Raw genomic sequence first — 12,746 nt, 5'->3', positions numbered from 1 at the left:
CCAGACAATTGTGGAGATTTCGTGACCTGCGCACGGTATTCTGTGATTGAATTCCAGTTGACGGAGCGTGAACGCAGAAAGGCCGGACGCCAGCTATGACAATTGCAGGAAAGATAAACACACTGGTGGTGGTTCTGGTTGTCGGCATGAGCATGCTGCTCAGCGGCATGGCCGGCATTCGGGATTACCGGGTCGCCCGGGACAGCCTGATCGACCAACTCGTCTTCCAGGTCCGGCAGAGCCGCGAACTGCCCATGTACCTGCAGTTCGAGGATCGCGAGGGGCTGGCCGCGACGCTCGACAGGCTGAATGCGGCGGCCGCTGTCAGCTATTCCGTGCTCTTCGACAGCCAGCGCAATCGCCTGCTGGTACGTCCGCAATCCGCGGCGGGCGGTCTGCTGCCATTTTCCAGCCTGCGCGGACAGAGCGCGGATACCGAGCGCAGCATCGTCAACGTGGACCGCAACGGGATGGAAACCGGCAGCGGCCTGCTTTCCGCAATCGCCGGTCGCGACCGGTTTATCCAGATCATACTGCCGGTGACCTCGCCGGTTAACCCGGTCAGCCGGGGGGTGCAGGCCGGCGACTTCCTGCCGCGGTCCGGCGCCGTCGATCACAGCAGTTTTGTTACCGGCTATATCCAGATCGCGGTAAACCAGCACGCCCTGTTACTGGAAATCCTCCCGGGCCTGCTGGCGGTGTTCCTCGCCTGCCTGGGCGTGGCTGTCGTAGCCCTGGGCCTGAGCCTGTGGCTGACCCGGCGTATCACCGCGCCGATAGCGTTGCTGGCCGAGGTTGCCGACGGGATCGCGTCCGGTGGCCTGCAGGAACCGGTCAAGGTCAGCGGCGGCGACGAGGTGCAGGAAATCGCCAAGATATTCAACGGGGTGATTACCGGTGTGAGTGCTTATAAGCAGCGTATGGACGCGGACCATCACCTGCTCAGCATGAAGGTCGAGGAGCGCAATGCGCAGTTGTCCAAGCGCAATGAAGAACTCAATCGCGCGGTCCAGCAGGTGACCCGGGCCCGCAACCGGCTGCATCACCTCGCCTATTACGACGGCCTCACCGCGCTGCCCAACCGGCGCCTGTTCACCGAGCAGCTGGGTCTGTTGCTCAAGCTGATGCAGCGCAACAACCAGTCGCTGGCGGTGTTGTTCCTCGACCTCGACAATTTCAAGCGGATCAATGATTCGCTGGGGCACAGCGCCGGCGACCTGCTGTTGCGCGAAGTGGGCGAACGGCTCACCGGCTGCGTCCGCAGCAGCGATATCGTTGCCCATAACGTCGATCCGGCTGCGCAGATCGATGTCTCGAGGATTGGCGGCGACGAGTTCACCGTCGTGCTCAACCAGGTGGATGACCTGGAGTCGGCCAAGTTGGTGGCGGAGCGCCTGATGGAAGAGCTCTCGCGGCCGCTGCTGATCAACAACCACGAACTGGTGGTGACCTGTAGCGTTGGCGTCGCCGTTGCGCCCCTGCACGCCGAGGACGTCGAGGGCCTGCTGCGCTGCGCGGATACCGCGATGTACCGGGCGAAGCGGCGCGGGCGCAATCACTACATGGTCTACGACAAGTCCATGGAGAACACCGGTATCGAGCGCCTGACCCTCGAAAACGAGTTGCGCAAGGCGGTGGAGCGCGGTGCCATGGAACTGCACTACCAGCCGCAGGTGGATACCAACAGCGGCTCGGTGGTCGGTGTGGAGGCGCTGGTGCGCTGGTCCGACGAGACCCTGGGGGTGATTTCCCCGGAGATGTTCATACCGGTGGCGGAGGAGATGGGGCTGATTACCGACATCGGCGAGATGGTCGTGCGCAGGGCCTGCCACCAGGTAAAGGCCTTCGCCGACCGCGGTATCAAGTTGCCGCGGGTTTCCGTCAATGTGTCCGCCCTGCAGTTCACCCCGGATTTCCAGCAGATGATCCGGGAGGTGCTGGAGGAAACCGGTATCAACCCCGGAGCCCTGCAACTGGAGGTGACCGAGGGCGTGCTGATGAGTGACGTGACAACCTCCATCGCGGCGCTCAGGGAGTTGCGCGATATGGGGATCGGCCTCGCAATCGATGATTTTGGTACCGGCTATTCATCGCTGAGCTACCTCAGCCAGTTCCCCCTCGACGAACTGAAGATCGACCGCAATTTTATTGTCGATGCGGTCGCCAGCCCCCAGGGCGCCAGCCTGGTCAAGGGGATCATTGCCCTGGCGCGCAGCCTGGGACTCAAGCCGGTTGCGGAAGGGGTGGAGGATCGCGAACAGTTCCTCTTCCTGACCCGCAACGGCGCACATGTCATCCAGGGCTACCTGTTCAGCAAGCCGGTGCCCGCGGAAGAGCTGGAAGCCCTGCTGACTCCCTGGCATTACGCGGATTTCGTGCAGAAACTCGATGCCGAGGAGGTTGCGGTGGGGTCCGCCGGGGCTTCGTTCTGAGGGCCGCGTCCAGCGTCGACCGTGGCGCTTATTGCGATTCTACCAGGCGCACCTTGAAGCTGATTTCCTCATCCCCGCGCAGGGTTTTTATGGTCACCGTATCGCCCGGGTTGAACTGCTCCAGGGCGGAGTAGTAGTCGTCGCTATCGTGAACCCGCTCTCCGGCGACGTGGGTAATGACGTCGCCGAGTTCGATTTTGCGCGCCGATACCTGGCGCGCGCCCTGCATGCCGGCATTCGCGGCGGGCAGGCCGGGATAGACGTGAACGATGGGCACGCCGTCGATGCGGTTGCGCTTGATCCAGTTGTCGCTCGCCAGTTCCACGCCGATGATCGGGTGCAGCACCTTGCCGTAGGCAATCAGCTGGGGCACCACGTCCTGTACCGTGTTCACCGGGATGGCGAAGCCGATGCCGGCGCTGGCGCCGGAGGGACTGTAGATGGCTGTGTTGACCCCGACCAGCTGGCCGAGGGAATTGAGTAGCGGGCCGCCCGAATTGCCGGGGTTGATGGCGGCGTCGGTCTGGATGACCCCGCGAATGGTGCGCCCGCCGGGGGCGCGAATTTCCCGTCCCAGTGCGCTGACGACCCCGGTGGTCAGCGTGGTGTCGAGGCCAAAGGGATTGCCGATGGCCAGCACCTTGCGCCCGACCGACAGCTCCGAGGAATCCCCCAGCGGCAGGCGCTGCAGGTCTTCCGGCGGGTCCTGCAGCTTCAGGACGGCGAGATCCTTTTCCGGCGCCACACCGATGACCTGGGCATCGTGGTCGCTGCGGTCCGCCAGGGTAACGATCAGCCGGTCGGCGCCGGCGATCACGTGGTAGTTGGTGACCACCAGGCCGCTGTCATCCCAGATAAAACCGCTGCCGGCGCCCCGGGGGATTTCCTGCACGTTGAGGGTAAACGGAACCCGGCGCAGAGCCGTGTTGGTGACATACACCACTGAAGGGCTGGCGCGGCTGAAGATCTCGGTGGAGTTGGCCTCGTCCTCGGTGGCGAAACTCAGGTAGTCCACCGCCCCTGCCGCCGGCGGCAGCAAAAGTGCTCCCAGCAGAACCAGCAGCAGGGAGCAACGAAGTCGGCGTTGTAGTGAACGCTCACCCATTGCGCGTTACTCAGGCCAGCTGCTGCAGGGCGCGGATGCGGACATCCAGCGGCGGGTGGGTGCGCAGCAGCGCGGACAGCCCCTGCTTGAGCTGCTCGCTGATACCAAAGGCAGTCAGCTCGCCGGGCAGATCCTGGGGCAGTGCCTGCTCCTGGCGCAGCCGGTCGAGGGCGGCGATCATATGCTGGGGGCGGGTGAGGCGAGCACCGGCCTCGTCGGCGCGAAACTCCCTGCGCCGGCTGAACCAGCAGACCAGCATGCTGGCTAGGAAGCCGAGGACCAGCTCGGCGACGATGGTGACGACGTAATAGCCGATGCCGTAACCGCGCTCGGTCTTGAACACCACGCGGTCCACGGTGTGGCCGATGATGCGGGCGAGGAACATGACAAAGGTGTTCACCACGCCCTGGATCAGGGTGAGGGTCACCATGTCGCCATTCGCCACGTGGCCGATCTCGTGGCCAAGGACAGCGCGGATTTCATCTTCGCTGAAGCGTTCGAGCATACCCGCGCTGATGGCGACCAGCGCGGCATTGCGATTCCAGCCCGTGGCGAAGGCGTTGGAGGCCTGGGAGGGGAAAATGGCCACCTCCGGCATGCCGATGCCCGCCTCCCGAGAGAGTGACTCCACGGTCTGCAGCAGCCACTGTTCAGTACGGTTGCGCGGTTGTTCGATTACGTAGGCGCCGGTGCCGCGCTTGGCTATCCATTTCGACAGGAACAGCGAGACAAAGGCGCCGCCGAAGCCAAACAGGGCGCAGAACACCAGCAGGGAGGAGAGATTGAGGTCCACGCCGTTGGCGGCGAGGATGCCCTCCAGGCCGAGCAGGTTGAACACCAGGCCCGCGAGTACCAGTACCGCGAGGTTGGTGGCAAGGAATAACAGGATGCGCATCGGGCTTGAGCCTCAGTTGGATTGATCGGCGGTTTCGACCCCGGACTCGCTCTCCGGTTCCGCAGGAGCGTCCAGTCCGGGCAGGGGCACCTGGCTGGACTCGATAATCGGCTCGCCTCTTTCCGACAGCTCGGCGGCGACCACCTTGCCGCGCAACTCGACGTCCTTGGAGGAGAGTTCGAACAGGGTGTTGATGGCATCGTCTTCGTGCTTTGCGCGGTGTACCGCTTTGGCCTCCTGGCCGCTCACCCATTCCTTTGCCTTGCCCCAGTAGTGGCCGTGTTGATTGCGGATGACATATACATCGCTCATGGTGCGTACAGTTCCTCGTGGGCCGCGCTGCGGCGAAATAGGGTTACAGTGTGAATGGGGCCATTTCGGGCCAGTTCAACCCAGCAGGAAGTCCTTCGCCTGGTTGATTTTGGCGGCAAGGTAGTCGTTGCCGCCGCGGTCCGGGTGCAGTTTCTGCATCAATTTCCGGTGGGCGCTGACGATGTCCTCGTCGCTCGCGTCCTTGCCCAGGCCGAGGATGGCCAGTGCTTCGTCCCGGCTCATGTCGCCGGATGAGGGGTCGGTGTTGCTCCGGTTCCCACCGGTGCCGGCGCCGGGGAAACGCTGTTCGAGGTAGCTCAGGAGCAGGTTCTCGGAATCCTCATCCTGGCCCCGGCACCAGTCGAGCAGTTCATCGAGTTGCTCGCGGTTCATGTCCTGCAGCCGCCAGCCCTGGAAATGCCCCTGCAGGACTTCGCCGCTGAGCGCGCCGCTGTCGTGGTCCAGTTGCATGCGCAACAGCTCGGTCGCTACGGTGGAGGTCTGCCCCGGGCGCGGGCCGGATTGCCCCAATCGCTGGGAGAGCATGGGAAACAGGCGGATCAGGACCGGTGCCAGCTGGCGCAGTGCCACCAGCAGGCCGGTAATGGCGAGGCCGATCCAGTGCATTTTACCCGTCAGCGCGAGCACCACGACCACACCCACGGTAATGCCGAGTGCGAGCTTGAGGTACTCGCCACGCCGCTTGTGGGGAGGCGCGGCCTGCGCGCGGCGGATCAGGATGTACAGTGCGGCGGCAATCGCCACCAGAAGAATCAATCGGGGCACGGTGCTCCCTGTGCTTAAGTCAGTCTGTGCTTCAGTCAGTGCTTGATTTGTTGCAGCAGCAGTTTAGCACTCTCGTTGCCCTGTTTCTCCAGTGCGGCGACGCCACCGGTGGCGTAACTGGCGACGGCCCGCAGCAGTGCGGCCAGGGTGGCGGCGCTGCTCTGGTCGAAGCTGGCCCAGGCGCCGCCGCTGAGCCTGGCCAGGGCGCGGAAGCATTGCTCCACCGCCGGCTGCCGGCCCTCCTGGAAGACGAACAAGGGCAGTTGCAGCAGGCCGCACTGGCCGGCGAGCTGGCACAGTGTGTCGGGATTTTCCTCGAGGGCGTCGCCAATAAACACCAGGGCGCGGATTTTCTCCTGGCCGTGCTCGGCAAGGGCGTGGCGCAGTAGTCGCTCGATCTGGGTGTGCCCCCCCTCGCAGTGCACCCGGGCCATGGCGCGGGTGATTTCCTGTGCATCGCCGGTCCAGCGGCTGGCGTGAAATTCGCCGAAACCCCGGTAGTAGCACAGCTGGACGCTCAGGGCGTTGTTGTCCTGTACCGCGCGAAACATCTCCTGCTGCAGGTGGCTGGCGTGATCCCAGGTGGGCTGGCGGCTGGCAGTGGCGTCGAGGCTGAAGAGCAGGCGCGCTTTGCCGGCCTGGAAACGGGTGATAGCCCTGCTTTTCTGCAGGAAGCGGGTGATTTCTGTACTTGAGGATCGGCGCGCTGGGGTCTTGGGCATTGCGTGGCGCCGCGGTGGGGCGGCCTTCAGTGTTTCCGTAAAGCGTCCAGTTTACCGATTTGCGCCAGTTCCGCCAGATAGTGGCGACGGTTGGCCAGTTCGTCGATGGCCTGTTCCAGTTCCTGTGCGGAAATTGCCGCCCGCTCCTCGCTGCTGATCAATTGCCAGAGTTTGCGGCTGCACAGTTCGCTTGCATTGAATTGTTCTGTTCTCAGTGTCATATCCTTCTTGTTCCATTTGCGGCGCAACTGTCCGGCGCCAGTGAGGAAAGCCTAGCTTTCCTCTGTGACAGCGTTGTGACGCTGTTCGTTCAACGCCGCGGCCAAATTCTGCTCGGTCCGCGCGCCGGGGCACTCTTGAATTCCCGGCCCCTGAGCTGTCTACTGTATCCGAGCCGCGTGCGAATGCAACGTTCGGCCCCTGTCATCTGGAGAAAACACCATGTCGCTGTTCGATATCCGCAAAAAACACCTCATGCCCAGTGAGCAGGATGCCCTGCCGGGACGGGAGCAGGCAATGCCCGTGCCGGCAACCCATTTCGTCAACGGCAATCCCCTACGCGGGCCGTTTCCGGCGTCGTTGCAGACCGCGATGTTCGGTATGGGCTGTTTCTGGGGGGTGGAACGCAAATTCTGGCAGCTCCCGGGCGTGTTCACTACGGCCGCCGGTTACGCCGGGGGGTTTACCCCGAACCCCAGCTACCAGGAGGTGTGCAGCGGGATGACCGGGCACAACGAAGTCGTGCAGGTAGTATTCGACCCCGCGCAAATCAGCTATGCCGAGTTGCTCAATGTGTTCTGGGAGGGGCACGACCCCACCCAGGGCATGCGCCAGGGCAATGACCTCGGGACCCAGTACCGCTCGGGTATCTATACCTTTGGCGATGAGCAGGCAACCCAGGCCGCAGCGTCCAGGGAGGCCTTCCAGCTGGCCCTGTCCGAAGCCGGATTTGGCGAGATTACCACCGAGATTGTCCCCGCGCCGCCGTTCTACTATGCCGAGGAATACCACCAGCAATACCTGGCCAAGAATCCCGGCGGCTACTGTGGCCTCGGCGGCACCGGGGTGAGTTGTCCCCGGGGCGTACTGTCCTGAGCCCTGATTGACTGCCCGGCAAGGGCGGGGGATCAGAAAAGCCGGGCCAGCAGTGCGGTAACGGCGTTTTCCACGCGCAGGATGCGCGGGCCCAGGCTGACGGCCTCGCAGCCGGCCTTCCCGAGCAGGTCTATTTCGTAGGGAATGAATCCGCCCTCCGGCCCGATGGCCAGCAGGGCCTCGCCCTCGATACCGCGCGGGCAGGGCGGGTGATTGCCGGGGTGGGCGACGATGCCGCGGCGCCCCTGCAGCAGCGCCGGGAGCTGGTCTTCCACAAAGGGCTTGAAGCGGCGCTGCAGGTGAACCGAAGGCAGCATAGTGTCGCGGGACTGCTCCAGCCCCTGTAGCAGGTACTCGCGCAGGGTGGCCGGGGCCAGTACCGGCGTCTGCCAGTAGCTCTTTTCCACCCGCCAGGTGTTGACCAGGTGCAGTTCGGCCACGCCCATTTCGGCCGCGCTGCGCAGGACGCGGCGCAGCATTTTCGGCCGCGGCAGGGCCAGCACGAGTATCACCGGCAGCTTTTCCGGCGGCGGGAACTGCAATTGCGGCGCCAGCACGGCCTCGCGCTCATCGCAGGCGAGAATGTCGGCTTCGCCGATGAGACCGCCGATTTCGCCGACCCGGATGCGGTCGCCCGCCTGTTTGCCGTGAACCTCGCGGATGTGGGCCAGGCGCGGCCCGCGGATGCGCAGCAGGCCGGCGCCGTCCCGTTCACCGGCTTCGAACAGCAGGAGGTTCACCGCCGGCTCAGCCGACCCAGAGATCGTACTCGTCGGCGCCGGTCACTTCGCCCTCGACGAAATCGCCGGGCTGCAGGTCGGTGGCGCCGTCGAGGTAGACCTTGCCGTCGATTTCCGGGGCGTCGGCCGTGGAGCGACCGATGGCGCCTTCCTCGTCCACCGAGTCAATCAGTACCTCGATGGTTTTGCCGATTTTCTCCTGCAGCTTCTCCGCGCTGATCTGCTGTTGCAGGGCCATGAAGCGTTCCCAGCGCTCCTGCTTGAGCTCTTCGGGTACGTGGTCCGGCAGGTCGTTGGCGGCGGCGCCTTTTACCGGCGAATACTGGAAGCAGCCGACCCGGTCGAGGCGGGCCTCGCGGATGAAATCGAGCAGTATCTCGAACTCGGCATCGGTCTCGCCGGGGAAGCCGACGATAAAGGTGCTGCGCAGGGTCAGGTCCGGGCAGATATCCCGCCACGCGCGGATGCGGTCCAGGGACTTCTCGGCCGCGGCGGGGCGCTTCATGCGCTTGAGAACCTCGGGGCTGCCGTGCTGGAAGGGGATGTCCAGGTAGGGCAGGATCTTGCCTTCCGCCATCAGCGGAATGATGTCGTCGACATGGGGGTAGGGGTAGACGTAGTGCAGGCGCACCCAGATGCCGAACTCGCCGAGCGCATCGCACAGCTCGTACATGCGGGTTTTCAGCGGCCGCCCCTGCCAGAACCCGGTGCGGTACTTCAGGTCCACGCCATAGGCGCTGGTGTCCTGGGAGATGACCAGCAGCTCGCGCACCCCGGCCTTCACCAGGCGCTCCGCCTCGTCCATCACCTCACCGATCGGGCGGCTGACCAGGTCACCGCGCATGGCCGGGATGATGCAGAACTTGCAGCGATGGTTGCAGCCCTCGGAAATCTTCAGGTAGGCGTAGTGGCGCGGGGTCAGCTTGATACCCTGGGGCGGCACCAGGTCGACAAAGGGGTCGTGGGTGGCCCTCGGCGGCACGAACTGGTGAACCGCGCCGACCACTTCCTCGTAGGCCGCGGGGCCGGTCACCGAGAGCACCTTGGGGTGCAACTCGCGAATGGAGGCGGCGTCATCGCCCTTGCCCATGCAGCCGGTGACGATCACCCGGCCGTTCTCGCTCATCGCCTCGCCGATGGCGTCCAGGGATTCCTGCTTGGCGCTGTCGATGAAGCCGCAGGTGTTCACCACCACGACTTCCGCGTCCTCGTAGCTGGGCACGATCTCGTAGCCGTCCATCTTGAGCTGGGTGAGGATGCGCTCGGAATCCACCAGGGCCTTGGGACAGCCGAGGCTGATGAAACCCACTTTCTGTCGTTGAGAGTCTGTCATGTTGCTGATTGGGGGGAGGGAAGGCCCTCAATTATACAGCAGTAGGTACTTGGGTCGCCAAGGGAGTGTGAATTACGCACAGGACTCGAGTATGCGTCGACCCTGGACTGCCGGGGTCGGCGCATACGGGGAAATACGTGCCAATGCCACGTTGTTTGCTGAAATAGTTCTTTTCGCGTCTGAGCGTGCAGGAGCCTTGCCCGCTGAAACACGCCAAAAAGCGCACATCGATGTGCAGGCTCGGTCGGCGACGTCCTGTCGCCTCACGGTTTCAGCGGGCAAGGCTCCTGCACGCTACCCAATCCATAACTATGGAGCTTCGATCCGCATTGCACTAATTGGTAGTTGGGGGAGGTCAAAAGCTCCTGGATTGACTGGGTGCGTGACTGTTGATTCGCAATTCTCCCCGCAACAGCTCCAGCAGCGCCATCGCGTCCTCCCGGCTGAGGAACTCGCCGATCCGCACCTGCTGTTCGGCATCGTGCAACGCCAGTGACGGGCCATCCCAGGGGTGGCGCTCCGACTCGACCGCGAGGCCGGTCGATTTGCGCGGGAACAGCCAGCTGCGGCGGGGGTAATAGTAGCCCTTCTCGATCTGCACCTTGTCCGCACTGAAGGTGATTACCTGGCGGTACTGCAGCTTCCACTGGACGAAGTAGAGGGCGGAGCCCAGGGCGAGCATTTCCAGGCCTGCCAGCGGCAGGATCGGCCAGGCCCCGAGCAGGGTAAAGCCGATGCCGGCGCCCAGGCAGGGTACGCTGAGGGCCAGCAGGACATAGAGGTTGGCGCGCCAGCTCTGGGACTGGTTGGGCCGGGCGATGATGACCAGGCGATTGTTCGAGCGGGAGCTTGAGACCATGCCGGAACCCTCCGCGGTTTGCCGCTGCTGTGTCGATACCCTTCCCCGGCAGGGGCCAGCCCTGCAGGAGAAAGTCTAGTGAAAATTCCGCGGGTCGACTAGCATCCCCCTATCCGGGAACGAGGGCGGAGCATGACAGCTAATGCAGTGATCGAGGTAGAGGAACTGGCGTCGGATAACGATGCCGTCATAGTCGATTGCCGATTCGATCTCGGCGACCCCGAAGCCGGCCAGCGGGCCTACCTGGCCGGGCACATCCCCGGCGCCCGCTACCTGCACCTCAACCGCGACCTGTCCGGCCCGCTCGGCACCCACGGCGGACGTCACCCGCTGCCCGACCCCGCGGTTTTCGCCACAACCCTGGCACAGCTGGGCATTGGCCCGGACACCCCGGTGGTCGCCTACGACGATTCCCGCTTCGCCTACGCCGCCCGCCTGTGGTGGATGATGCGCAGCCTCGGCTACCGCCAGCCGCGCCTGCTCAACGGCGGCTTCGCAGCCTGGCAGGCCGCGGGCAGGGCCGTCGAGCAGGGCGAGGCGCCCGCCGCCAGCCCGGTTGAGAGTCCTGCACCCACCGATTTCCGCCTGCGCGCCGACTTCGCCGACCTGCCCGGCCGGCTGGCCGCCGGCGCGCAACTGGTGGACTCCCGGGAGAATGCGCGCTACCGCGGAGAGATCGAGCCCATCGATCCGGTCGCCGGACATATCCCCGGCGCCGTCAACCACCCCTGGCAGGGCGTGACCGACCCCGCCGGAAAATTGCTGGACGAAGCCGCCCTGCGCGCCCACTGGGGCGACACCCTGACGGCGGAACACCTTGTCGTCTATTGCGGCTCCGGGGTCACCGCCTGCGTCAACCTGTTCTCCCTGGTCCAGTTGGGGAGGGAGGATGCGATCCTGTACCCTGGCAGCTGGAGCGACTGGTGTTCGTATCTGTAGATCACCCAGAGCGATTGCCAGCCTGAATCTCGCGATGAAGTAGGGGGCGTGCGACAGGATTTGCCCCGCAGGAACCGTGAGGCGACAGGACGTCGCCGACCGAGCCTGCACAGGGATGTGCGCTTTTTGGCGTGTTCCGGCGGGGCAAATCCTGTCGCGCGCCGTGCTCCGGGGCCGAGGCCTGAGTTGTGATGTTCGCGTAAAGTGGCATGTAACCACCTGTTCAGGAAGCCCAATATCGAGGCTAGAGCCAAAGCCCCCGCTAAGGTAAAATGCGCGCCCCAGAATTTACACACGAGCCCCCGGACATGCTGGAGATCAACCCCCTTGTACAGACCCTGAAGGACATCGAAGCGCGTACTGACGTGCTCAGGGGGTATCTTTGACTTCGCCAATCGCAAGGATCGACTGGCCGAAGTAGAGCTCGAACTCGCCGAACCCAGCGTCTGGGACAACCCCGAACGCGCCCAGGAACTGGGCCGTGAACGCGCCTCGCTGGAGAGCGTCGTCCACACCATCGAGCAGCTCGACAGCGGCGCCGCCGATGCCTCGGACCTGCTGGAAATGGCCGCCGCCGAGGACGATGAAGGCTCCGTCGAGGAGATCGCCGCTGATATCCAGTCGCTGGTAGCACAGCTGGAGCAACTCGAGTTCCGCCGCATGTTCAGCGGCGAAAACGACCCCAACAACGCCTACCTCGACATCCAGGCCGGCTCCGGTGGTACCGAGGCCCAGGACTGGGCCGAGATGCTGCTGCGCATGTACCTGCGCTGGGGCGAGGCCCACGGCTTCAAGACCACCCTGGAGGAAGCCTCCGCGGGCGACGTGGCCGGCATCAAGAGCGCGACCATCCACTTCCAGGGCGAGTACGCCTTCGGCTGGCTGCGCACCGAAACCGGCGTGCACCGCCTGGTGCGCAAGTCGCCCTTCGACTCCGGCAACCGCCGGCATACCTCCTTCAGCTCGGTCTTCGTATCCCCGGAGATCGACGACAACATCGAGATCGAGGTCGACAAGTCCCAGGTGCGTGAAGACACCTACCGGGCTTCCGGCGCCGGCGGCCAGCACATCAACAAGACCGATTCGGCGGTGCGCCTTACCCACATCGAAACCGGTATCGTGGTGGCCTGCCAGAGCGAGCGCTCCCAGCACCAGAACCGCGACAAGGCCTGGAAGATGCTGCGGGCGCGGCTCTACGAGCAGGAAATACTCAAGCGTAACGCGGAAAAGCAGGCCATGGAGGACAGCAAGTCCGACATCGGCTGGGGTAGCCAGATCCGCTCCTACGTGCTGGATGACCAGCGCATCAAGGACCTGCGCACCAGTGTCCAGACCAGCAACTGCCAGGCGGTGCTGGATGGCGACCTGGACTTGTTTATTGAAGCTTCGCTGAAAAGCGGTTTGTAATCACCGGCCCTGAACCGCAGGTGCCGCCGGCCGGCGGCCCTTTGCGCGGGCCGACACCATGCCAGGAGGGAGCGCGCCCCGAGCGCGCATCGTTCCCGCGGCAGCTCCCCACAGACCGGGA

The 12,746-nt window shown here is 64.4% G+C and carries 13 protein-coding genes; 4 read left to right on the top strand and 9 right to left on the bottom strand.

The genetic code is table 11. The features are described 5' to 3' along the window. The first annotated feature begins 95 nt into the window (after positions 1-95). Positions 96-2,432, top strand: a complete 2,337-nt coding sequence (locus tag ACNKU3_RS10645) for a putative bifunctional diguanylate cyclase/phosphodiesterase (protein ID WP_418259446.1) — start codon at positions 96-98, stop codon at positions 2,430-2,432. 28 nt (positions 2,433-2,460) lie between these two features. On the opposite strand, the gene ACNKU3_RS10640 is transcribed toward ACNKU3_RS10645, so the two are convergent. The 6 genes from ACNKU3_RS10640 to ACNKU3_RS10615 form a co-directional block, all read right to left on the bottom strand. After that, positions 2,461-3,537, bottom strand: a complete 1,077-nt coding sequence (locus ACNKU3_RS10640) for a S1C family serine protease (RefSeq protein WP_418259445.1) — start codon at positions 3,535-3,537, stop codon at positions 2,461-2,463. 10 nt (positions 3,538-3,547) lie between these two features. Next, positions 3,548-4,432, bottom strand: a complete 885-nt coding sequence (htpX, locus tag ACNKU3_RS10635; protein ID WP_418259444.1) for a protease HtpX — start codon at positions 4,430-4,432, stop codon at positions 3,548-3,550. Positions 4,433-4,444: 12 nt separating this feature from the next. Beyond that, entirely contained in the window at positions 4,445-4,744 is a 300-nt protein-coding gene (locus tag ACNKU3_RS10630; protein WP_418259443.1) for a hypothetical protein, read from the bottom strand. Between the two features lie 75 nt (positions 4,745-4,819). Then, the gene (locus tag ACNKU3_RS10625; protein WP_418259442.1) at positions 4,820-5,530 is read right to left on the bottom strand and encodes a DnaJ domain-containing protein; all 711 of its coding nucleotides are present in this window, start codon (positions 5,528-5,530) and stop codon (positions 4,820-4,822) included. A gap of 35 nt (positions 5,531-5,565) precedes the next feature. After that, positions 5,566-6,252 (bottom strand): VWA domain-containing protein, encoded by a 687-nt coding sequence (locus tag ACNKU3_RS10620; RefSeq protein ID WP_418259441.1) that lies wholly within the window; start codon positions 6,250-6,252, stop codon positions 5,566-5,568. Between the two features lie 26 nt (positions 6,253-6,278). Then, positions 6,279-6,473, bottom strand: a complete 195-nt coding sequence (locus tag ACNKU3_RS10615) for a hypothetical protein (protein ID WP_418259440.1) — start codon at positions 6,471-6,473, stop codon at positions 6,279-6,281. A gap of 220 nt (positions 6,474-6,693) precedes the next feature. Between ACNKU3_RS10615 and msrA the strand changes: the two genes are divergently transcribed. Continuing rightward, positions 6,694-7,347: a peptide-methionine (S)-S-oxide reductase MsrA gene (gene msrA / locus ACNKU3_RS10610; protein ID WP_418259439.1), complete on the top strand. Its 654-nt coding sequence runs from the start codon at positions 6,694-6,696 to the stop codon at positions 7,345-7,347. Positions 7,348-7,379: 32 nt separating this feature from the next. On the opposite strand, the gene ACNKU3_RS10605 is transcribed toward msrA, so the two are convergent. The 3 genes from ACNKU3_RS10605 to ACNKU3_RS10595 all read right to left on the bottom strand — a co-directional run bounded on the left by ACNKU3_RS10605 (position 7,380) and on the right by ACNKU3_RS10595 (position 10,279). After that, entirely contained in the window at positions 7,380-8,087 is a 708-nt protein-coding gene (locus tag ACNKU3_RS10605) for a 16S rRNA (uracil(1498)-N(3))-methyltransferase (RefSeq protein WP_418259438.1), read from the bottom strand. Positions 8,088-8,094: 7 nt separating this feature from the next. After that, positions 8,095-9,420, bottom strand: a complete 1,326-nt coding sequence (rimO, locus tag ACNKU3_RS10600) for a 30S ribosomal protein S12 methylthiotransferase RimO (RefSeq protein WP_418259437.1) — start codon at positions 9,418-9,420, stop codon at positions 8,095-8,097. A gap of 355 nt (positions 9,421-9,775) precedes the next feature. Further along, positions 9,776-10,279 (bottom strand): DUF2244 domain-containing protein, encoded by a 504-nt coding sequence (locus ACNKU3_RS10595; protein ID WP_418259436.1) that lies wholly within the window; start codon positions 10,277-10,279, stop codon positions 9,776-9,778. 132 nt (positions 10,280-10,411) lie between these two features. Here ACNKU3_RS10595 and ACNKU3_RS10590 point away from each other — a divergent pair, with 132 nt between their 5' ends. Further along, positions 10,412-11,218 carry a sulfurtransferase gene (locus tag ACNKU3_RS10590; protein ID WP_418259435.1) on the top strand — a complete coding sequence of 269 codons (807 nt, stop codon included), beginning with the start codon at positions 10,412-10,414 and terminating at the stop codon, positions 11,216-11,218. A gap of 308 nt (positions 11,219-11,526) precedes the next feature. Continuing rightward, positions 11,527-12,625 (top strand): peptide chain release factor 2 gene (gene prfB, locus ACNKU3_RS10585; RefSeq protein WP_418259434.1). Its coding sequence is split into 2 segments (ribosomal slippage): positions 11,527-11,601 and positions 11,603-12,625, totalling 1,098 coding nucleotides; the frame shifts between segments, so codons are not numbered across the junction. Positions 12,626-12,746 lie beyond the last annotated feature (121 nt).

The organism is Haliea sp. E17 (genome assembly GCF_048323675.1).
In the GTDB taxonomy this organism is placed as follows: domain Bacteria; phylum Pseudomonadota; class Gammaproteobacteria; order Pseudomonadales; family Halieaceae; genus Mangrovimicrobium.
This window is presented reverse-complemented; position numbering and strand designations above follow the sequence as displayed.

Excerpts from the sequence above, each read along its gene's own strand:
- ACNKU3_RS10645 (WP_418259446.1), top strand. The coding sequence starts at position 96 with ATGACAATTGCAGGAAAGATAAACACACTGGTGGTGGTTCTGGTTGTC.
- ACNKU3_RS10640 (WP_418259445.1), bottom strand. The coding sequence starts at position 3,537 with ATGGGTGAGCGTTCACTACAACGCCGACTTCGTTGCTCCCTGCTGCTG.
- htpX (WP_418259444.1), bottom strand. The coding sequence starts at position 4,432 with ATGCGCATCCTGTTATTCCTTGCCACCAACCTCGCGGTACTGGTACTC.
- ACNKU3_RS10630 (WP_418259443.1), bottom strand. The coding sequence starts at position 4,744 with ATGAGCGATGTATATGTCATCCGCAATCAACACGGCCACTACTGGGGC.
- ACNKU3_RS10620 (WP_418259441.1), bottom strand. The coding sequence starts at position 6,252 with ATGCCCAAGACCCCAGCGCGCCGATCCTCAAGTACAGAAATCACCCGC.
- ACNKU3_RS10615 (WP_418259440.1), bottom strand. The coding sequence starts at position 6,473 with ATGACACTGAGAACAGAACAATTCAATGCAAGCGAACTGTGCAGCCGC.
- msrA (WP_418259439.1), top strand. The coding sequence starts at position 6,694 with ATGTCGCTGTTCGATATCCGCAAAAAACACCTCATGCCCAGTGAGCAG.
- rimO (WP_418259437.1), bottom strand. The coding sequence starts at position 9,420 with ATGACAGACTCTCAACGACAGAAAGTGGGTTTCATCAGCCTCGGCTGT.
- ACNKU3_RS10595 (WP_418259436.1), bottom strand. The coding sequence starts at position 10,279 with ATGGTCTCAAGCTCCCGCTCGAACAATCGCCTGGTCATCATCGCCCGG.
- ACNKU3_RS10590 (WP_418259435.1), top strand. The coding sequence starts at position 10,412 with ATGACAGCTAATGCAGTGATCGAGGTAGAGGAACTGGCGTCGGATAAC.